This window comes from Thalassovita mangrovi (genome assembly GCF_009857745.1).
Taxonomy (GTDB): Bacteria; Pseudomonadota; Alphaproteobacteria; order Rhodobacterales; family Rhodobacteraceae; genus Thalassobius; species Thalassobius mangrovi.
The window spans coordinates 88,711-109,986 of record NZ_WWEN01000004.1 but is presented as its reverse complement, the minus strand read 5'-3'; the positions used below and the strand labels follow the sequence as shown (position 1 = coordinate 109,986).

Here is a 21,276-nt window from a genome sequence, read left to right as displayed (position 1 = left end):
GAAATTATATATCGAGCTTCCCGAATATTTGGGACGCAAAGAGACTTTGCTTCGGCCGCAATCGCGCGTATCGAATCACGCATGTCCCGGATTTTCGCTGCCTTGCGCCCCTCTTACGGTCAGAAACTGTTCCTGCTGGCCACCCTGCCGCTGATCCTGGCGGTGACCGCGATCGCGCTGCTGGTGGCGAACCAGTCGCGGCAATTGGCGGAACGCGAAATCCATCAGCTCGAAACCCAGCTGATCGAGGCCAAGAAGGAAGAACTGCGCAACTACGTGACCCAGGCGCGCAACGGGTTCTACTTCATCTATGGCCGCGCCGCGCCCGATGACGAAGCCGCCAAGCAGCAGGTGATGCAGATCCTGTCGGCGATGATCTATGGCGAAGAAGGCTTCTTCTTCGTCTACGATTACGACGGCAACAACCTGGTCAGCCCGCGCCAGACCGATATGATCAACCGCAACTGGATGGATCTGACCGATGGCGAGGGCAAACCGGTGGTGGCCGAATTCATCGCCACCGCGCGGCAGGGGGCGGGCTATGTCGAACATCTGTGGCCGAAACCCTCAACCGGGGAAGAGGCGCGGATGATCACCTATGTGACCTCCTTCCCGTCCTGGCGGTGGGCGGTGGGCACCGGCGTCTATATCGACGACATCCTGCAGCACGTCGCGGCGAGCCGCGCCGAGGTGGAACAGCGGGTGCAGCGCACCTTTATCTATATCGGCGCCATCACCCTGGCGGCGCTGCTGCTGGTGTTCCTGACCGGGATGATGATCAATATCCGCGAACGCCGGCTGGCCGATGCCAAGCTGAAGAAGCTGACCCAGCGGGTGTTCGACGCCCAGGAAGAAGAACGCGGCCGTGTCGCGCGCGAATTGCATGACGGCATCAGCCAGATCCTCGTCGGCATCCGTTACGCGCTGGAAATCGCCCGGCGCCGGTATCAGAGCGGCGACGACCGCGCCGGAGAGATGCTCGACAAGGGGATCGACCACCTGTCCGGCGCGATCCAGGAAGTCCGCCGGATCAGCCGCGACCTGCGCCCCGGCGCGCTGGACGATCTGGGGCTCGGCCCGGCGATCCAGACCCTGAGCGAGGATTTCAGCGCCCGCACCGGGATCAAGGTCGATTTTACCACCGTGGTTTTCCGCAACCGGCTTGACGAAGAGAGCAAGATCGCGCTTTACCGCATCGCGCAGGAAGCGCTGACCAATGTCGAACGCCATGCCGACGCCACCGAGGTCTCCGTCGATCTGCGCGGCCACCGCCAGGGGGCGACGCTGCGCATCACCGACAATGGCTGCGGCCTGTCCGGGACACCCGGCAAGGCCAACAAGGACGAAACCCCGGGCGGGCTGGGGCTGCGCAACATGCAGGAACGGATCGAACAGCTGGACGGAACCTTGAAAATTCAGTCGGGACGCGACGGGACATCGATCGAGGCCATCGTGCCTCTCAACCACCTGCTGCCGCCGGACCCCGCCCCCGAGACGCCGAAGAAAGCATCATGATGACAAACACCGTGAAAGTCGTGATCGTGGACGATCACCCGATGGTCGCCGAAGGCATCCAGTCGATCCTGGAAGCCTATGACGATATCGAAATCGTCGCCGCCTTCCACAGGGGCCGCGACATCATCGACGCGGTGGAAACCCTGCGCCCCGACGTGGTGCTGATGGATCTCAACATGCCCGATATCGGCGGGCTGTCGGCGACCGAGATCATCCTCGAACGCTGCCCCGAAACAAGGGTGCTGATCCTGTCGATGCATGACAGCCGCGACTATATCGCCTCGGCGCTGAGCCACGGCGCGATGGGCTATGTGCTCAAGGACGTGCCGACCGAGGAAATCAAGGCGGCCATCGACGCGGTGATGCGCGGCGAACGCTATCTTTGCACCGGCGCACAAGGGTCGCTGACCCCGCCGGACGGCAAGAACCGCGAACAGCTGACCGAACGGGAACAGACGATCCTGCTGCAACTGGCGCAGGGCAAGTCGAACAAGGAAGTGGCCGCGACGCTGGATATTTCGGTGCGCACGGTGGAAACCCACCGCAAGAACATCAAGCGCAAGCTGGGCATTTCCTCGACCGCCGGGCTGACCCGTTACGCGCTGGAACACGGGGTGCTGCAGGGCACCGGCGTCGGGCTTTAGGGCCGGACGCGCCGGGATATCCGACACGTTACAAGGCGCTTCATAGCGCTTTGCCACAAGTGCCTTCGAAGGCAGGAATTTGTGTAGGCGGATGTACCTATACCGGAAATTTGCCGCTCGTTGGCGAGTGGGGCAACGGTTGGGGCAAGGTAGGGCGGTTATTGGACTATTCGGGGCTCCATGGTCCCCGTAGCGAACGACCGGTTGTAGGCCCAGGCGGCAACTTGGGCTCTCGCGATCGCATTTGAGCTATTTCTGAGAGAAGCGTTGCCAAAACATTTGGTGCTCCCGCATCATATTCAACAATTTCGAACTGCCCCTCTTCCGGGGAGGTTGGCAGGAAATAGAGTTCATAGCTTCCATCGAAGACCTCCACTTCCGTTCGACCGCCATCCCAAATCAAACGCACAGTGGGCCAGTACCCTGTCGTGGCAGCTTCGGGAGGAAAACCGGCAGCCCGGGCTGCGCCTACCAACTCGGTTGCTGTAGCCAAGGCTTCGGGTGATGGTTTCGGTTCTGACTGCCAGTCACATTCAATTCCGATCCAATGATCAGTCACGTGCTGCCTCCCTTGCATTGAAAAAAAATAAAAACGGTCAATCGGATAGGTTGAAACCTTATGCTAGTGCACAAGTGCTTTGTGCAGCCCGGTCTTTGCGCCTAACCGAAGTCACTGTGCGCGTCAGTTCGCGGCCCAAAACAGAAATCTTAATTTTCGAACAGATAACCCTGTAGACGCCAACCAGATGACCAAAATACGTGGGGCATTCCGAGGGGCATTTTTGACCCTCTACAGCCTTGCGGCGCTATCTTTTCAATGTTCAGGAAGAAGTGGCTGGGGTGGCGCTTGCCCAAGCCCGTTCGAACAGGCTTGCCCCGTCGCGTGAATAGCGCGCATCGCCTTTTTCCGGCCCCGATATCGCATCCACGCCCCCGCGCGCAATTTTCGCAAAGAAAAACCGCCCTCCTGCGACACTTTTTGATTTTTTCGCGGTTGACGCCCCCTGCCCCCAGCCATAATACTCCGCCCAGTACTTTAGGGAGCCTCAGACGATGCAAACGCTAGTCGTAATCGTAGGAAAATGGCGCATGGGCCGGTAACGGACACCATAATGGAACCCCATGCGCCCCCGACTGAAAATCGGGGGCTTTTTATTGGCTGATTTATTGACGTCGTAAACGGAGCGAAAAGATGACACGTCAGATGACCGGAGCGAAAATGGTGGTCCAGGCCCTCAAGGATCAGGGCGTGGAAGTCGTATTCGGATACCCGGGCGGCGCCGTACTACCGATTTACGACGAGATTTTCCTGCAAAACGATATCCGCCACGTGCTGGTGCGCCACGAACAGGGCGCGGTGCATGCCGCCGAAGGCTATGCACGTTCCACCGGCAAGCCCGGCGTTGTGCTGGTGACCTCGGGCCCCGGCGCCACCAACGCGGTGACCGGGTTGACCGATGCGCTGCTCGACTCGATCCCGATCGTGGTGCTGACCGGCCAGGTGCCGACCTTCATGATCGGCTCGGACGCGTTCCAGGAAGCCGACACCGTCGGCATCACCCGGTCGTGCACCAAGCATAACTGGCTGGTGAAGGACACCGACAAGCTGGCGGCCACGATCCACGAAGGGTTCCACGTTGCCAAGTCGGGCCGCCCCGGCCCGGTGCTGATCGACATCCCGAAGGACGTGCAATTCGCATCCGGAAAATATGTCGAGCCGCAGAAGATCGAAGTCAGCCATTACCAGCCCCAGATGAAGGGCGACATGGCCGAGATCGAGGAACTGGTCGATGCGATCGAGAACGCCAAGAAGCCGATCTTCTACACCGGCGGCGGCGTGATCAATTCCGGCCCGGCGGCAAGCCAGCTGCTGCGCGAACTGGCCGATGCGACCGGCTTCCCCGTTACCTCGACCCTGATGGGTCTGGGCGCCTATCCGGCCAGCGGCAAGGGCTGGCTGGGGATGCTGGGGATGCACGGGCTCTATGAGGCCAACATGGCGATGCACGATTGCGATCTGATGATCAATATCGGCGCGCGCTTCGACGACCGGATCACCGGCCGCATCGACGCGTTCAGCCCGAAATCGAAAAAGGCCCATATCGACATCGATCCCAGCTCGATCAACAAGGTGATCCGCGTCGACATCCCGATCGTCGGCGACGTCGCCCATGTGCTGGAAGACATCCTGAAGGTCTGGAAGGCGCGCGGCCGCAAGACCAACAAGGAAGCGCTGGCAGGCTGGTGGAAACAGATCGACGGCTGGAAGGCGATCGATTGCCTGAAATTCGAACAGAAGGGCAAGACGATCCGGCCGCAATACGCGCTGAAGCGTCTGGAGGAGCTGACCAAGGGGCACGACCGCTATGTCTGCACCGAGGTGGGCCAGCACCAGATGTGGGCGGCGCAGTACCTGGGCTTCGAGGACCCCAACCGCTGGATGACCTCCGGCGGGCTGGGCACCATGGGATATGGCGTTCCCGCCTCGATCGGCATCCAGATGGCGCATCCCGATGCCCTGGTGATCAACGTGGCCGGCGAAGCGTCCTGGCTGATGAACATGCAGGAAATGGGTACCGCGGTGCAGTTCCGCCTGCCGGTCAAGCAGTTCATCCTGAACAACGAACGTCTGGGCATGGTGCGGCAGTGGCAGGAACTGCTGCATGGCGAACGCTATTCGCACAGCTGGTCCGAGGCGCTGCCCGATTTCGTCAAGCTCGCCGATGCCTTCGGCTGCAAGGGCATCCGCTGCGACGACCCGGCCGACCTGGACGACGCGATCATGGAAATGCTCGACTATGACGGGCCGGTGATCTTCGACTGCCTGGTGGAAAAGCACGAAAACTGCTTCCCGATGATCCCGTCGGGCGAGCCGCATAACAAGATGCTGCTGGGCGAAGCCAGCACCAAGGACGCGATCGGGTCCTCCGGCGCGGTCCTGGTCTGACGTCCGAGCCCCGGGGGCTGACGGCCCCCGGACCCCCGTGGATATTTTTGAAAAGAAGAAGACATCATGGCTGCTCTACAAATCAAAAAAGGCTCGACCAAGCATTCCGCCTACAACCTGCGCCCGACCTTTTCGGACACCAAGGAACGCCACACGCTGGCGGTGAAGGTCGATAACGAACCGGGTGTTCTGGCGCGCGTGATCGGGCTGTTTTCCGGGCGCGGCTACAATATCGAAAGCCTGACCGTGGCCGAGGTCGATCACCTGGGCCATCATTCCCGCATCACCATCGTCACCGAGGGCACGCCGCAGGTGATCGAACAGATCAAGGCGCAGCTGGGCCGGATCGTGCCGGTGCACGAGGTCCACGACCTGACCGTCGAGGGCGCGACGGTGGAACGCGAACTGGCGCTGGTCAAGGTGCGCGGCGACGGCGAGAAGCGGGTCGAGGCGCTGCGCCTGGCCGATATCTTCCGCGCCAACGCGGTGGACAGCACCCTGGAAAGCTTCGTGTTCGAGATCACCGGCACGCCGGAAAAGATCGACGCCTTCGCCGATCTGATGCGCCCGCTGGGCCTGGTCGAGGTGGCGCGCACCGGCGTCGCGGCGCTGTCGCGCGGCGCCTGAGCCCGCGTTTTCCCAGTCCCATCAAAGGATAAAGCCCCCCGGTGCGAAACCGGGGGGCTTTTTCTTAGCCGTCCTTCATCGGGAAGGCGCCAGCCTTTTTCATTTCCGCCACTTCCTGCGCATCCAGCAGCCCGTCGGCGGAGGCGTCGAACTGGGTGAAGCTTTCCTCGGCCAGGTCGGGGAAGGCGGCGGAAAGCTCGGCGAAGCTGTAGGCCCCGTCGCCATCGGTATCGAGGCTGGCGTCGATCCCCTCGGCCAGAACCGGGCTGGCCAGGGTCAGGGCGATTGCGGCGGTGCTCAGACGTGTTGCGATACGCATTTTCATATCCTCTTGTCAGTTTTCTCGGACGGCACTGTGCCTGTCCTGGGACCATCCGATCATCCCCGCGCGGCAGCGGGAAGCGGCGGGCGGGTCCTCCCCTCTTTCCGGCGGTCCGCCGCGACATTCCGCGATTCTCATGGGCAGGGTTTGGCGCAGAATTCCGCCCCGGCGGAACATCACCGGCAGCGGGTCCGCGATTGGGCGGCCCGGCGCCGGTTTTGCCATGTTGGAGGGATCGGCAAAGCGCCGCCCATGACGGGAATCGGCCCCAAACGAAACAACCGCGCCAGGGACTGGCGCGGTTGCGGGCGAATTTCAGACTGTCGCCGGGTTGGTTATTTCTGGATCGATTCCAGGTAATAGGCCAGCGACAGGATCTTGCCGCGGGTATAGACCGGGCCGCCATAGGGGCCGAAATCCTGATCATCCGAGAACAGCGCGCCGAAGATCGGCATCGGTCCGCCATGCGCCCGCACCCCGGTGCGGCCGTCGATCACATGGATCACCTGGAGCATCGGGAACACCCCGTCATTGCGCGCCGACAGCGTGGTCAGGTCGGGCACTTCGGTGGTCAGGACATCGGCGACCGATCCCTTGCCCATGCCGTAATCGCCGTGGCAGGCGGAGCAGTATTGTTCATAGGTCACGCGGCCGGGATCTTTCACGTCTTCGGCCAGAACCGGTCCCGTGCAGAGCGCAGTGATCGTGGCTACTGCAAAAAGGGCCTTCTTATGCATTGCTCTTCTCCTTCTGATACTGAAATTCACTGCGCCTTCACGCAGCCGCGAAATGAAAAATTCTTACCCCTTAACGGTTACAAATTATTTGGCCCCCTCTCGTTGACCTGCATCAATGACGCGGGCGGGCCCCGGCCCTAGCCTTCGCGGCAGATCAGCCGGTAAAGGTGCCAGGTCGTGTGCCCCAGCAGCGGCAGCGCGAAGAACAGGCCCAGGAAACCGGGCAGCATCGCGACGAAGGTGATCACCGCGATGAACACCGCCCAGGCCAGCATCGGCAACGGGTTGTCCTGCACCATCTTGAAGCTGGCGATCATCGCGGTGACGTAATCGACCTCGCGGTCCAGCAGCATCGGCAGCGACACCACCGTGATCATGTAAAGCAGCAGCGCGAACCCCGCCCCCACCGCCGTGCCCAGCCCCAGCATGATCAGCCCGTTCGAGGTCAGGAAGACGTCGAAGGAAGACGACACGTTGGTCATCGTCATCGTCCCCATGAACAGCGCGAAGATCATATGGGCGATGAAGAACCAGAACAGGAACATGAAGATGATGATGGCGCTCATCGAAGGCAGCTGACGCTTGGATTGCTTCGCCACCACACCGAAGATCTGATACAGGTCCATCGCCCGGCCCTGTTCGATCCGACGGCTGACCTCATACAGGCCGACCGCCGCGAAGGGCCCGATCAGCGGGAACCCCACCGCCGCGAAGATCAGCCAGTAGGTTTGCCCGGTCGCCCAGGTGACCCAGGCCATCACCAGCCCCAGCACAACGTAGAAGGCGGCGAAGACGCAGCCGAAGCCCGGCGCGCGTTTCATGTCCGCCCAGCCAAGGCGCAACGCCTCGGCCAATGTCCCGAAGGTCACCTTTCCCAGCTCGGGCGCGCCCGGCAAAAGGGGGTACGGCATTTGCATCCTCCCATACAAATATCGCTATATTTGCTATGGGACGGGGTTTTCAGGATAAAATCAAGCTTTACGGCAGTTGGGGCGGACGTTTCGACACCCATTGGGTGCCCTCGTGCCAGGCCTGGCCCAGCTGCAGAACCCGCAGATCGCCGCGCGCGGGCCCGATCAGCTGCAGCCCCATCGGCAGGCCGTTCTCGCCGAACCCCGCCGGGACGCTGAGACAGGGCAGCCCGATCAGGCTGACCGGCACCACGACTTCCATCCAGCGGTGATAGGTGTCCATCGCGCGGCCCGCGATGGATTTCGGGTAGCGCTGTTCGACCGGGAACGGCCAGACCTGCGCGGTGGGCATCACCAGCAGGTCGTATTCCTCGAACAGGTCGGCGGCCTTGCGGAACCATTGCGACCGCACCACGCTGGCGCGGTGCACCTCCATCGCGCTGAGCTTCAGCCCGCGTTCGATTTCCCAGATCGCTTCGGGTTTCAATTCGTCGCGGTGGGTTTCCAGCAGCGGGCCGAGCTTGGCCGCGATCGCCCAAGACCGCAGGGTGATCCAGGCGTCCCACAGCTGTTCGGCGGGCATCGGCGGGGGCACGTCTTCGACGATGCTGCCCATCTGCTCGAAGGATTTCAGCGCCTGCTTGCAGGTGTCCATGACGCCTGCCTCCATCGGATAGGCGCCGCCCCAATCGCCGAGCCAGCCGATCCGGGCGAAGGCCAGGTCGGCCATCAGCCGGTCGAGGTAGATTTCCGGCAACAGCCCGTGCGGCTGGCTGTGATCCCAGCCCGACTGCACCTCCAGCAGCGCCGCGATGTCGGCCGGCGAACGTCCCATCGGCCCGTTGGTGGACAGCTGATGCAGGAACATCTCGCCTTCGGGATCGGAGGGCACCCGGCCCCAGCTGGGCCGGAAGCCGTAGACGTTGCACCAGGCGGCGGGATTGCGCAGGCTGCCCATCATGTCCGACCCGTCGGCAATGCACAGCATCCGGGACGCCAGCGCGGCGGCCGCGCCGCCCGAGGACCCGCCGGCGGATTTCGAAAGGTCATAGGGGTTTTGGGTATGACCGTGCACCGGGTTGAACGTGTGGCTGCCCAGGCCGAATTCCGGCGTGTTGGTCTTGCCGATGAACAGGCCCCCGGCGCGGCGCATCCGGCTGACGAAAACGGAATCCTCTTTGGCGATATGCCCGGCCATGATCGGCGATCCCATCGAGGTTTCGATCCCCGCCACATTGGCCAGGTCCTTGACCGCCAGGGGGATGCCGTGCAGCCAGCCGCGGCGCGGGCTGTTGTCGACCTTGCGGGCTTCGGCCAGAAGCGTTTCGGGATCGCGCAGCGAGATGATCGCGTTAACCTTGCCGTTGACCGCCTTGATGCGCTCAAGCGTGGCCTTCATCAGCTCTTCGGCGCTCAGTTCGCGCGCCTCCAGCAGGGCCGAAATTTCAAGCGCATCCCGATCCAGCAGATCCATAACCAACGACTCCCACAACAAATACTTCGGGCGCACCCGCGTTGTAACTCATGGGTCAAGACCAGCTTTGGCGCAAGCCCCAATGGCCGCGCATTGGAGGGGCGACCTATCCGAAAGTCTTAGTCCGGACAGTGGGATGCAGGCAAGGGCTTAGCGCCCTGCCCCGGTCAGTCGGCGCCCTGCGCGTCGGCGCGGCTCTTGCCCGCCACGTCCATCGCCAAGGTCGCGGCCATCAGCCCGTCCAGGTCGCCATCCAGCACCCCGGCGGTGTCGGAGGTCTCGTAGCCCGTCCGCAGGTCCTTCACCATCTGGTAGGGCTGCAGCACGTAGGACCGGATCTGGTTGCCCCAGCCGGCGTCGCCCTTGGCTTCGTGCGCTTCGTTGATCGCCGCGTGGCGGCGGTCCAGCTCCATCTGGTAGAGCCGCGATTTCAGCGCTTTCATGGCGATGTCGCGGTTCTGGTGCTGCGATTTTTCCGAACTGGTCACCACGATATTGGTCGGGATGTGGGTGATCCGCACCGCCGAGTCGGTGGTGTTCACGTGCTGACCGCCCGCGCCCGAGGACCGGTAAGTATCGATGCGGATATCGGCGGGGTTCACCTCGATCTCGATATTGTCATCCACCACCGGGTAGACCCAGACCGAGCTGAACGAGGTATGCCGCCGCGCCGCGCTGTCATAGGGCGAGATACGCACCAGCCGGTGCACGCCCGATTCCGATTTCAGCCAGCCATAGGCGTTATGGCCGGAAATCTTGTAGGTGGCCGACTTGATGCCAGCCTCTTCGCCCGCGGACATCGATTGCAGCTCGACCTTGTAGCCCTTCTTCTCGGCCCAGCGGACATACATCCGCGCCAGCATCGAGGCCCAGTCGCAGCTTTCGGTGCCGCCCGCGCCCGAGTTGATTTCGAGGAAGGTGTCGTTGGAATCCGCCTCGCCGTTCAGCAGCGCTTCGAGCTCCTTCTCGGCGGCGGTCTTGGCCAGCGCCTTCAGCGCGGCTTCGGCGTCCTTGACGACCTCGTCGTCCTCTTCCATCTCACCCAGTTCGATCAGCTCGATATTGTCGGACAGTTCCTGCTTGATGCCGTCATGGGTGTTGATCGCATCGAGCAGCGACTGGCGTTCGCGCATCAGCTTCTGGGCGTTTTCGGGATCGTCCCACAGCGTCGGGTCCTCGACCCGGGCGTTGAATTCCTCCAGCCGGAATTGCGCAGACTCCCAATCCATCCGCTGGCGCAGCAGCTCCAGCGACTTTTCGATTTCGGAAACGGTATTCTGTACCTCGGCGCGCATCGGGCATCCTTGTCAAAACGTGTCAGTGCTGCGTGATAAACCAGCGTGGGAACGGGGGCAAGCGCTGTGGCGGGCGCCCCCGCCAAGGGGCGCCGTCTGCGCGTCAGTACAGTCCGCCCGAGGACACCGACCCGAAGGTCGCCTTGGGCCCGACGATCGCGGTGTCGCCGGTGGAGGTGGTGACCTCGCGGCCGGGATCGCCGATTTCCTCGAACAGGGGCAGGTTCGACCCCATCGCGAAACCGCCGTCGAAGGTGATGCCGAACAACGGTTCCTCGCCGTCGCGGAAATATTCCGCCACCACTTCGGGGCCCGACGCGTCGTTGGGCAGCCGTTCGCCGGTATAGCGGTCGATCTTGATGAAATGGCCGCCTTCGGGCACCTGGAACGGCCCGCCGCCGTATTTCTTGGTCGCCGTCTTCATGAACTCGGTGAAGACCGGGCCGCACATCGTACCGCCATAGGACCCGCGCCCCAGCGGCCGGGGCGTGTCATGGCCCATATAGCAGCCCGCCACGATATTGCTGGTGAAGCCCACGAACCAGACGTCGCGCGCTTCGTTGGTGGTGCCGGTCTTGCCCGCCACAGGTACGTCCAGGTTGACGGTGCTCGCCGCGGTGCCGCGATCGACAACGCCCTTCATCATCGAGGTCAGCTGATAGGCGGTGATCGCATCCATCACCCGTTCGCGGTTCGACACGATGGCCGGGCTGCGGTCGGCGGGGACATCGGGGTTGGTGCAGTCGACGCAATCGCGCCGGTCGTGGCGATAGATCGTCTTGCCATAGCGGTCCTGAATCCGGTCGACCAGCGTCGGTTCCACCCGTTCGCCGCCATTGGCGAACATCGCATAGGCCGCGACCATGCGGTACAGCGTGGTTTCATCCGCGCCCAGCGAGTTGGCCAGGAACTGGCCCATATTGTCATAGACGCCGAAGCGTTCGGCGTAATCGGCGACCACGTCCATGCCGATTTCCTGCGCCAGGCGGATGGTCATCAGGTTCCGCGACATTTCGATCCCGGTGCGCAGCGGCGTCGGCCCGTAATACTTGTTCGACGAATTTCGCGGCCGCCACAGGCCCTGCGGGGTGTTCACCTCGATCGGGGCGTCGATCACGATGGTGGCGGGGGAATAGCCGCTGTCCAATGCCGCGGCATAAACGAAGGGCTTGAAGCTCGACCCCGGCTGGCGCATCGCCTGGGTGGTGCGGTTGAACACCGAATCCTGGTAGCTGAAACCACCCTGCATCGCGATCACCCGGCCGGTATTGACGTCCATCGCCATGAAGCCGCCCTGGATTTCCGGCACCTGGCGCAGGGTCCAGCGGTCGAAACTGCCATCCTTGTTGGTCTGGGCGCGCACCAGCACCACGTCGCCGACGTTCAGCAGGTCAGCAGCCACCTTGGCCTTGGACGACAGCTTGCCGTCTTCCAGATTCTTGCGAGCCCATTGCACGTCCTTGGCGACGATCCAGTGGCCGTCTTCGTCCTCGTCCACGCCTTCGATGCCGATCCGCGCGTCCTGCTTGCCAAGCTTCAGCACCACCGCCGGGTGCCACACGCCGTCCAGATCGATGTCGCGCGGCATTTCGGTCGCCGCCAGCGCTTCGCGCCACTTGGCCTCGTCCCCCAGCTGATCGGCCGGGATGGTCACCCCGGTGCCGTGCCAGACGCCCCGGTCGCGGTCGTATTTTTCCAGACCCCGGCGCAGCGCGCGGGCCGCTTCGACCTGCATTTCGGGATCGACGGTGGCGCGCACGCTCATCCCGCCCGAGAAGAACTGTTCCTCGCCGAAATCGCGGCTCAGCTGGCGGCGGATTTCGTCGGTGAAGTAATCGCGCGGCGGCAGGGCAGATTTGAAGCTGTCGAAATCGCCGTTCTGCACCGACCGCAGCGGTTCCTGCCGCGCCTGTTCGTAAGCGGCTTCGGTAATATAGCCGTTCTGCTGCATCTGGTTCAGCACGTAATTGCGCCGTCCGACGGCGTCTTTCATGTCGCGCACCGGGTGCAGTTCCGCCGGTTTCTTCGGCAGCGCGGCGAGATAGGCGACCTCGGCCACCGACAGATCCGACAGGGTCTTGTTGAAATAGGTCTGCGCCGCCGCGGTCACGCCGTAGGAATTGGCGCCCAGGTAGATTTCGTTGAGATAGAGTTCGAGGATCTTGTCCTTGCTCAGGGTCTCCTCGACCCGGGTGGCGAGGATGATTTCCTTGATCTTGCGTTCGATCTTGCGTTCGCCGCCCAAGAGGAAGTTCTTCATCACCTGCTGGGTGATGGTCGAGGCGCCGCGCACGTTGCGGCCGCGCGATTTCACCGCGTCGAGCGCCGCCTTGACGATGCCGCCCGCGTCATAGCCCTTGTGGGTGTAGAAATGCTTGTCCTCTGCCGAGATGAACGCCTGTTTCACCAGATCGGGGATTTCCTCGGCCGGGGTGAACAACCGGCGTTCCTGGGCGAATTCGTCGATCATCTGGCCTTCGCCGGAATAGATCCGGCTGATCGTCGGCGGGGTGTATTGCGCCAGGCTTTCGTGGCTCGGCAGGTCGCGGCCATAGATATAGAAGATCGACCCGATGCTCAGCGCGACAACGGCCAGCCCGAGGGTGACCAGGGTGAAAATACCCCCGAAGAAAGAAAGAATGAACCTGAGCACGCGTGCCGCCCCTTGTGAATGGTTGCCACTCTATAATGTCGGCATCCGGCGCCGTCAAAACAACTCCGCTTGAGAGTTGGGCCGATTTCCGCTGTTTTCCGCCCTTTTTACTGCCGCACCAGCTTGGCCAGCGCCGCATCCTCGTCGGCCCAGGCGCGCAGGGCGTCGCGGATGCCCGAGGCCATGTTGATGCGCCATTGCTTGTTGGTCAGGTTCTCGCGGTCGCGCGGATTGGACAGGAAACCCACCTCGAGCAGGAGCGAGGGGATGTCGGCGGCCTTGAGCACCGAAAAGGCGGCGCGGCGCAGCGGGCGGCGGTTCATCGTCACCCCTGCCCCTTGGATGCCACCGATCATCGCCTGGGCCAGCCGTTCGGTCCGCGGCTGGGTTTCCTGCCGCGCCAGGTCCATCAGGATGCCGGCGACCACATCGTCCTGCCCGGTCAGGTCGACGCCCGACAGGATATCGTCGCGGTCGTGCCGTTCGGCCAGCTTGGCCGAGGCCGCGTCGCTGGCGTTATCGGACAGCAAATGCAACGTCGCGCCCTTCGCCTGGCCCTCGGCCAGCGCATCGGCATGCAGCGACAGGAACACATGCGCGCCAACCTCGTGCGCGATGGCGACGCGGCGTTCCAGCGACACGAAACTGTCGTCGTCGCGGGTCAGCACCACCTCGAACCCGCCCGAGCGCAGCAGGGTTTCCTTCAGCTCGCGGGCGAAGGCCAGCATCAGGTCCTTTTCGCTGTAGCCGTCGCGTTCGGCGCCCGGATCGATGCCGCCATGGCCGGGGTCGATCACCACCACCAGCGGTCCCGCGCCCGGAAGCCCCTTGGTTTCGGCCCGCGCCACCGGGTCCGGCAGGTCCCAACGCGGATCATGCGGCGCACCCGAGCGCGCGGCGAAGCTTTCGGGATCGGTGTGCGTCAGCGTCACGCTGAGCCGCGCCTTGCCGGTCTCGGGCGACACGTCCATCCCGGCCTCGCTGATCGCGTAGGGCCCCTTGAGGTCGACCACCATGCGCGACCAGCCGGGGCGGAAGGACCCGAAGCGCAGGTCACTGGCCCGGTCGGCGTTCAGCAGCACCGGCTTGGTCACCCCGCGCCAGTCCACTTCGCGGAAATCCAGCACCAGACGCGCCGGGTCGGCCAGGGTGTAGACGCGGTAAGGCACGCCCTGGCTCAGCGCCAGGTCGAGCTTGAGGCCGCTGCGGTGGTCGGTGATCTGCGAATTGCCGATCTCGACACGCGCGAGGCCGGAAAGATCCTGCGCCTGCGACGGCAGGGCCCAAAGGGCCAGCACGAAGGCCAGCCAGAACTGTCTGAAAATACCGCTCATCTGCCCGGTTCCCGGTTATCGTTGCCCCAACCTACCCCGAACCGGGCGGGTTTGCACAGCCCCGTGGCTGGGTTTTCTGGGGCGGTCCGATTTTATCGCAAGCCGGGCCAGCGCCGGTCCGCGGGGTGGCGCTGTGCGACCTTTGGGCATGGCAGTTTATCCCCGCCAAACCCTTGCGCCCTGTCGGCATCGGAACATGCCCCTCGAAAGCGTCAGCCCGTCTCGCCAGAGGCGAGCCGACAACAAAGGGCGCACCTCCGGTGCGACCGGGCGGACTGGCGCTGACCCGGCGGCCTTCGGCCTTGTTCCGGGAATTGTGCCTGACATCCGCGCCGCCCGGCGTTCGCCGGGCGGAGGCGCGACCGCGCGGTCGCGCCTAACCCTGCCTCACAGTGGTCCTAACCCCGCTCGGCCATGAACCGTTCCAGCCGTTTCAGCCCCTCGACGATATCCGCCGTCGCCCGCGCATAGGAAAACCGCAGCGTCCCCGCCCCGCGCACGGGATCGAAATCCAGCCCCGGCGTCACCGCCACCCCGGCCTTTTCCAGGATCTCGGCGGCAAAGGCGCGGCTGTCATCGGTCAGCTCGCTGACATCGGCATAGACGTAAAACGCCCCGTCCGGCGGCGCGATCTTGTCGAAGCCCGCTTTCGGCAGCCCTTCCAGCATCAGCCGGCGGTTTTCGCGGTAGACGGCCATGTTGGCCTCCAGCTCCTCGCCGCAATCCATCGCCGCCAACGCGGCAAGCTGGCTGGCATGGCTGGGGCAGATGAACATGTTCTGCGCCAAGCGTTCGATCACCCGCACATGATCTTCGGGCACCACCATCCAGCCGACGCGCCAGCCGGTCATGCTGAAATACTTGGAAAAACTATTGATCACATAGCAATCGTCGGTGACTTCCAGCGCCGTCACCGCCTTGGCCTCGTATTCGATGCCGTGGTAAATCTCGTCGCTGATGAAGGCTGTATCGCTGTCGCGGCAGGCCCCGACCAGCGCCTGCATCGCCGATTTGTCCAGCATGGTCCCCGACGGGTTGGCGGGCGAGGCCACCATCAGCCCCTGCAGGTCCATCCCGGCCAGGTCCGACGCCACCGGCTGCAGCCGATTTTCCGCCGCCGCCTGCAATCCCACCGGCACCAGGTCCAGCGCCTTGGCGATCTGGCGATAGGACGGGTAGCCCGGTTCGCCGATCCCGATCCGGTCGCCCGCGTCGAACAGGGCCGTAAAGGCCAGCAGGAAACCGCCGGACGATCCCGGCGTGACCACCACCCGGTTCCAATCCAGATCGACATCGTACCAGTCGCCGTAAAGCCGCGCGATGCGCTTGCGCAGTGCGGGCAGGCCAAGCGCCACGGTGTACCCCATCGGATCGCCCTGCATTCCCCGCGCCAGCGCCTGGCGCGCGCCTTCGGGGGCGCCGGTGCCGGGCTGGCCGACCTCCATATGGATGATGTCGCGGCCGGATTCCTCGGCGGCGCGGGCGGCTTCCATCACGTCCATCACAATAAAGGGATCGACCTGTGATCGTCTTGAGTTCCGCATCGGTTCCTTCCTATGCTGGGGCGAAAGTGAATTGCCAATTCATCCGGAAACAGGCGCGGCGTCAATGCATCCCCTTCTTCGACTTCTTGCCGTTTGTGCGGTCATGCTGTCGCATTCACTGCCGGCGCGCGCGGTGACGCTGCTGCGCGACGCGGATGTCGAATATGCGCTTGGCCGTCTCGCCCAGCCGATCCTGAACGCCGCCGGGCTGCCGTCGGGGTCGGTCAAGGTGGTGGTGATCCGCGACAGCAGCCTGAACGCCTTCGTGATCGATCACCAACATATCTTCATCCATTCCGGGCTGCTGCTGAAGATGCAGACGGCGGATGAATTGCAGGCGGTGCTGGCGCATGAGGCGGCGCATATGGCCAACGGGCATATCGCACAGCGCTACGCCAATGCGCGCTTTTCCAATACGATCAGCGGCTTGGGCGTCGCTCTTGCGGCGGCGGCGGCGGCCTCGGGGGCCGATCCGCGCGCCGCCGGGGCGCTGAGCCTGGGCGTCGGCAGTTCCGCCAGCCGCGTGTTCATGTCCCATACCAGGGCCGAGGAAAGCTCGGCCGACAATTCGGCGATCCGCTACATGCTGTCGGCCGGGGCCGACCCGCAGGCGATGGTCGATCTTCTCAACATCTTCCGCGGCCAGGAATTGCTGAACCAGAGCCGCCAGGACCCGTATGCCCGCACCCACCCCCTGACCCGCGACCGGCTGCGCGCGGTGCAGGCGCAGGTGACGGCGGCGCAGGCCAAACCGGGCAAGACCGACGAGGCCGATTACTGGTTCGCCCGCGCCCAGGGCAAGCTGTCGGCCTTCCTGCGCGCGCCCAGCTGGACGCTGCGCCGCGCCGATGCCAGCCCGACCAAGGACATCGCGCTGCTGCGCCAGGCCGTCGCCTATCACCGCCAGCCCGACACCGCCAAGGCGCTGGCCACGATGGACAAGCTGCTGGCGATGCGCCCCGACGATCCCTACCTGCACGACCTGCACGGGCAGATTCTGCTGGAAAGCCGCCGGGCCGAGGCCGCCGTCGCCGCCTATGGCCGCGCCGCCGCTCTGGCGCCCAGGAACGCGCTGATCCTCGGGGGACAGGGCCGCGCCCTGCTGGCCGCCGGTCAGCCGAAACGTGCCCTGCAAGTGCTGGAACAGGCCCGGGCGCGCGATTTTTCGGACGCGCGGGTGTTGCGCGACCTGGCCACCGCCTATGCCAAGACCGGCAATACCGGAATGGCCTCGCTGGTCACCGCCGAACGCTATGCGCTGACCGGGCGCCTGAAAGATTCACAGATACATGCCAAACGCGCGGCGGACCTTTTGCCGCGCGGGTCGGCCCCTTGGCTTCGTTCGCAGGATGTGCTCTCTGCTGCCGAGGCCCACGCCAGTAAAAGGAAGTAATCATGAAGAAATTCCTCGCCGCCGTCGCTTTTTCGGCCCTCGCCCTTCCGGCGCAGGCCTTTGACATCAGCGACATGACCGACCAGGAACGCGCGGAATTCCGCGCCGAGGTACGGGCCTATCTGATGGACAACCCGGAAGTGATCCTCGAAGCCTACCAGGTCTATGAACAGCGCCAGGCCGTCGCCGAGGCGCAGCGCGATCAGCAGATCCTGAAGGACAACGCCGACGCGATCTACAACGATCCCCGGGCCTGGGTCGGCGGCAATCCCGAGGGCGACATCACCCTGGTCGAATTCATGGATTACCGCTGCGGCTACTGCCGCAAGGCGCATGACGAAGTGGCGCAGCTGCTGGAAACCGACGGCAATATCCGCTTCATCGTCAAGGAATTCCCGATCCTGGGCGACGATTCGGTGCTGACCTCGCGTTTCGCCATCGCCACCAAGATGGTCGCGGGCGACGACGCTTACGGCAAGATGAAGGACGCCCTGATCAAGTTCCGCGGCAAGATCAGCGAGAAGTCGCTGGTGAAGCTGGCCGACACGATGGGGCTGGACGGCGGCGCGATCGCGGCCCGGATGAGCGACCCGGAAATCGACCAGCTGATCGGCGACAACCACGTTCTGGCGCAGAAGCTGAGCATCAGCGGCACCCCCACCTTCATCCTGCAGGACCAGATGCTGCGCGGTTACGTGCCGCTGGCCAACATGATGGAACTGGTCGCCGCCACCCGCGTGCAGAAGTGATCCGAACAGCGCTGATACTGACATGGGCGGCCCTGCTTGCGGGGCCGTCTTTTGCTGAGGGCGGAGCGCTTTTCGACGACCGGGAACGTGCCGCCCTGGGGCGCGAATTGCGCGACGCGCTGATCGCCGATCCCGAACCGGTCTGGCAGGCATTCCATGCGCCGCCGCCCTCGCCCTATCAGGACGATATCGACCGCGATCTGGCGCGGCTCAGCGCCGCCGCCGGGGAATTGTTCGACCCCGCCGCCACCCAGATCGGATCGCCCGAGGCGGAGAAGGTGCTGGCGCTTTTCGTGCGGGCGGATTGCGCGAATTGCGAGCGGGCGCGCGAGGATCTCGCCGCGCTTGCAGAGCGGCTCGATTTGCGGGTGACGGTGTTCGACCTGGACCAGAACGCGGAACTGGCGGAGCGGATCGGGGTCGACATGGCACCGAGCTATGTCCTGCCCCGGATGATCGTGCGCGATCATGTACCGGCGGCGGTGATCGAGAAATACCTGTCGCGGTAAGCCGGGCCGGCGCCAGTCCGCGAGGTGGCGCTACACGCATCTCGGCATGGCAGTTTATCTCGCCAAAACCTTGCGCTCTTTCAGGATCGGATCAAGCCTCACCAAAGCGCCAGCCCGTCCGGGCGGACTGGCGCTGGCCCGGCGGCCCGGCGGCCTTGTTCCGGGCCCGGCTTACTCCGCCGCGTCGGGGGTCTGTTCCGCCTCGATCGCCTCGGCGCGCTTTTCGACCTCTTCGACGATATGATCGATCATCTGGTCGTTGGACATCTTGTGGCTGGCCTTGCCCGCCAGATACACCATGCCCGACCCCGCACCGCCGCCGGTGAAGCCGACATCGGTCATCAGCGCCTCTCCGGGGCCGTTCACCACACAGCCGATAATCGACAGGCTCATCGGGGTCTTGATGTGTTCCAGCCGCTTTTCCAGCGTCTCGACCGTCTTGATCACGTCGAAGCCCTGCCGGGCGCAACTGGGGCAGGAAATGATGTTGACGCCGCGATGGCGCAGGCCCAGCGATTTCAGGATCTCGTAACCGACCTTGACCTCTTCCACCGGGTCCGCCGACAGCGACACCCGGATCGTGTCGCCGATCCCCATCCACAGCAGGTTGCCCAGACCAATGGCCGACTTGATCGTGCCCGACATCAGACCACCCGCTTCGGTGATGCCCAAATGGATCGGCGCATCGGTCTGTTCGGCCAGCTGCTGATAGGCGGCGGCGGCCATGAAGACGTCCGAGGCCTTCACGCTGATCTTGAATTCGTGGAAATCATGATCCTGCAGGATGCGGATATGATCCATGCCGCTTTCGACCATCGCGTCGGGGCAGGGTTCGCCGTATTTTTCCAGCAGGTGCTTTTCGAGGCTGCCCGCATTGACGCCGATGCGGATCGAACAGCCGTGATCGCGCGCCGCGTTGATGACTTCCTTGACGCGCTTCTCGTCGCCGATATTGCCCGGGTTGATCCGCAGGCAGGCCGCGCCCGCCTCGGCGCTCTCGATCCCGCGTTTGTAATGGAAATGGATGTCGGCGACGATCGGCACCGGGCTTTCGCGCACGATTTCCTTCAGCGCCTTGGAACTGGCCTCATCGGGCACCGACACCCGCACGATATCCGCGCCCGCCTCGGCGGCGCGCTGCACCTGTTCCACGGTGGCCTTGACGTCCGAGGTGATCGTGTTGGTCATGGTCTGCACCGAAATCGGCGCATCGCCCCCGACCGGCACATTGCCGACATGGATCTTGCGGCTTTCGCGGCGGTAGATATTGCGCCACGGGCGGACGTGGTTCAGCGACATGGAAGCAAACCCTCTGCAATTGCAGAATGGACATAGGCCATCGCCCTGCCCGCTTCAACAGGGTCACATGGCCTCAGTTGAGGTTTTGACAGAACGGTTCGGGCGCTTCGCCGCGCAGATCGGCAACGATCTTGGCCAAATCGCCGTCGGCGGTGAAATCGGCCACCTGGTAGGTCGCGCTCAGATGATCGGCCGACAGCGTCAGGTTCGACGTCACCTCGCCGCGTGCACCGGCCGGGCCCAGCGTCTGGCCGTCGACCGCGAAATAGACCGCGCCGCTGTCGCCGACGCGGATCGTGTGCGGCTGTTCGGTCTGCGCCACGGTGTAGGTCTGGCAGGGTTCCATGATCCCTTCGAACACCGATGTGCCGTCGGCGGAGCGCACCCGTACCCAAGACGGCCGCGCGGCGACGATGGTGACACCTTCGCCCAGGGTTTCGACAACCTGCGGCAAGGCCTGTTCCGGTTCCGCTTCCGGCTGCAGCGCCGGTTCGGGATCGGAGAAGACGGCGGCGAAGCGATCCGGGCTTTCGGGCACGAAGCTGCCGACGGTGGACGGATCGAGGGTGGAAATCGGCGCGTCGCGCGCCACCAGCACCGGCACGTCCAGCGCCTGCGGCCGGTACAGCCGGTCCAGCGCTTCCTGCGGCGGGGTGAAGCTGCCGCTTTGCGCGGTCGATGCCCCTGCCCCGGTCGCCAGCGGATCGAGATCGGCCAGCACGTCGGGGGTGTTTTCCACCGGGGCGAACTGCACCCGCTGAATTTCGTTCAGAACGGTCCAGCCGCCGAAACCGATGCCGCCGATCAGCGCCATCAGCACCAGGGCCGATCCGATTGCACCGGGTTCGACGCTGGCGAAGAACCCGTCCTTTTCCGGCGCGAAGGGGGTGGTCGGCGCGCTGAAGGGATCGCGATCGCCCAGCGAGGCGACCGGCACTTCCTTTGCCTTCTTCTGGCCCGAAGCTTCGGCGGACATACCGTGGGCGGTGGTGAAACCGCTTTCCTCGCAGAAGCGCGCGAACGCCTCTTCCGGGTCCATGTTCAGATAGCGGGCATAAGAACGGACATACCCGGCGATGAAACCGGGCGTGTCGAAGGCCGAAGGGTCTGCATTTTCGATGGCGGCGATATAGGCGGCCTTGATGCGCAACTCGCGCTGCACATCGAGAAGGGATTTGCCCATCGTGGCCCGTTCGCCACGCATGACATCGCCCAGGCGCATTTCGAAATCGTCAAACCCCTTGGGCCCAACATTCACCTCGCCTGACACCTTCGGTGCTTTTCGCCTGATCATCCCCACTGCCCTACTTGCTGATTCGCATA

Annotated in this window: 17 protein-coding genes; 7 read left to right on the top strand and 10 right to left on the bottom strand. The window is 64.0% G+C overall.

The window, feature by feature from the left end:
• Window positions 1-81 precede the first annotated feature (81 nt).
• The 4 genes from GR167_RS10785 (at window position 82) to ilvN (ending at window position 5,733) form a co-directional block, all read left to right on the top strand.
• Entirely contained in the window at window positions 82-1,515 is a 1,434-nt protein-coding gene (locus tag GR167_RS10785; RefSeq protein WP_160973501.1) for a cache domain-containing protein, read from the top strand.
• A complete protein-coding gene (locus GR167_RS10780) occupies window positions 1,515-2,159 on the top strand; it encodes a response regulator transcription factor (protein WP_160973824.1) in 645 nt (214 codons plus the stop codon). Before GR167_RS10785 ends, GR167_RS10780 begins: the two co-directional genes overlap by 1 nt.
• A gap of 1,192 nt (window positions 2,160-3,351) precedes the next feature.
• Window positions 3,352-5,106 (top strand): acetolactate synthase 3 large subunit, encoded by a 1,755-nt coding sequence (locus GR167_RS10775; RefSeq protein WP_160973500.1) that lies wholly within the window; start codon window positions 3,352-3,354, stop codon window positions 5,104-5,106.
• Window positions 5,107-5,172: 66 nt separating this feature from the next.
• A complete protein-coding gene (gene ilvN / locus GR167_RS10770) occupies window positions 5,173-5,733 on the top strand; it encodes an acetolactate synthase small subunit (RefSeq protein ID WP_160973499.1) in 561 nt (186 codons plus the stop codon).
• 64 nt (window positions 5,734-5,797) lie between these two features.
• Here the strand turns inward: ilvN and GR167_RS10765 are convergent, their stop codons facing one another.
• The 8 genes from GR167_RS10765 to GR167_RS10730 form a co-directional block, all read right to left on the bottom strand.
• On the bottom strand, window positions 5,798-6,052 hold the full coding sequence (locus GR167_RS10765; RefSeq protein ID WP_160973498.1) for a penta-EF hand family protein: 255 nt from the start codon (window positions 6,050-6,052) through the stop codon (window positions 5,798-5,800).
• Between the two features lie 338 nt (window positions 6,053-6,390).
• Entirely contained in the window at window positions 6,391-6,792 is a 402-nt protein-coding gene (locus GR167_RS10760; RefSeq protein WP_160973497.1) for a c-type cytochrome, read from the bottom strand.
• Between the two features lie 137 nt (window positions 6,793-6,929).
• Window positions 6,930-7,703, bottom strand: coding sequence for a DUF2189 domain-containing protein (locus GR167_RS10755; RefSeq protein WP_235915921.1), 774 nt, complete (start codon window positions 7,701-7,703; stop codon window positions 6,930-6,932).
• Window positions 7,704-7,770: 67 nt separating this feature from the next.
• Window positions 7,771-9,177 (bottom strand): amidase, encoded by a 1,407-nt coding sequence (locus GR167_RS10750; RefSeq protein ID WP_160973495.1) that lies wholly within the window; start codon window positions 9,175-9,177, stop codon window positions 7,771-7,773.
• A 167-nt stretch (window positions 9,178-9,344) separates the two neighbouring features.
• Entirely contained in the window at window positions 9,345-10,472 is a 1,128-nt protein-coding gene (prfB, locus tag GR167_RS10745) for a peptide chain release factor 2 (RefSeq protein ID WP_160973494.1), read from the bottom strand.
• A 103-nt stretch (window positions 10,473-10,575) separates the two neighbouring features.
• A complete protein-coding gene (locus GR167_RS10740) occupies window positions 10,576-13,125 on the bottom strand; it encodes a penicillin-binding protein 1A (RefSeq protein ID WP_160973493.1) in 2,550 nt (849 codons plus the stop codon).
• A 107-nt stretch (window positions 13,126-13,232) separates the two neighbouring features.
• Complete coding sequence (locus GR167_RS10735; protein ID WP_160973492.1) at window positions 13,233-14,459, bottom strand: N-acetylmuramoyl-L-alanine amidase; 1,227 nt, start codon at window positions 14,457-14,459, stop codon at window positions 13,233-13,235.
• Window positions 14,460-14,857: 398 nt separating this feature from the next.
• Window positions 14,858-16,003, bottom strand: coding sequence for a pyridoxal phosphate-dependent aminotransferase (locus GR167_RS10730; protein ID WP_160973491.1), 1,146 nt, complete (start codon window positions 16,001-16,003; stop codon window positions 14,858-14,860).
• Between the two features lie 103 nt (window positions 16,004-16,106).
• On the opposite strand from GR167_RS10730, the gene GR167_RS10725 reads away from it, so the two are divergent.
• From GR167_RS10725 to GR167_RS20375, 3 genes are read left to right on the top strand one after another with little or no spacing between them, the layout of a single operon-like run.
• Window positions 16,107-17,396, top strand: coding sequence for a M48 family metalloprotease (locus GR167_RS10725; RefSeq protein ID WP_235915920.1), 1,290 nt, complete (start codon window positions 16,107-16,109; stop codon window positions 17,394-17,396).
• 2 nt (window positions 17,397-17,398) lie between these two features.
• Window positions 17,399-18,145 carry a DsbA family protein gene (locus GR167_RS10720; protein ID WP_160973489.1) on the top strand — a complete coding sequence of 249 codons (747 nt, stop codon included), beginning with the start codon at window positions 17,399-17,401 and terminating at the stop codon, window positions 18,143-18,145.
• Window positions 18,142-18,654: a glutaredoxin family protein gene (locus GR167_RS20375; protein ID WP_160973488.1), complete on the top strand. Its 513-nt coding sequence runs from the start codon at window positions 18,142-18,144 to the stop codon at window positions 18,652-18,654. Before GR167_RS10720 ends, GR167_RS20375 begins: the two co-directional genes overlap by 4 nt.
• A gap of 171 nt (window positions 18,655-18,825) precedes the next feature.
• Here the strand turns inward: GR167_RS20375 and ispG are convergent, their stop codons facing one another.
• Entirely contained in the window at window positions 18,826-19,953 is a 1,128-nt protein-coding gene (gene ispG / locus GR167_RS10710; protein WP_160973487.1) for a flavodoxin-dependent (E)-4-hydroxy-3-methylbut-2-enyl-diphosphate synthase, read from the bottom strand.
• Between the two features lie 73 nt (window positions 19,954-20,026).
• Complete coding sequence (locus tag GR167_RS10705; protein ID WP_160973486.1) at window positions 20,027-21,247, bottom strand: helix-turn-helix domain-containing protein; 1,221 nt, start codon at window positions 21,245-21,247, stop codon at window positions 20,027-20,029.
• Between the last annotated feature and the right edge of the window lie 29 nt (window positions 21,248-21,276).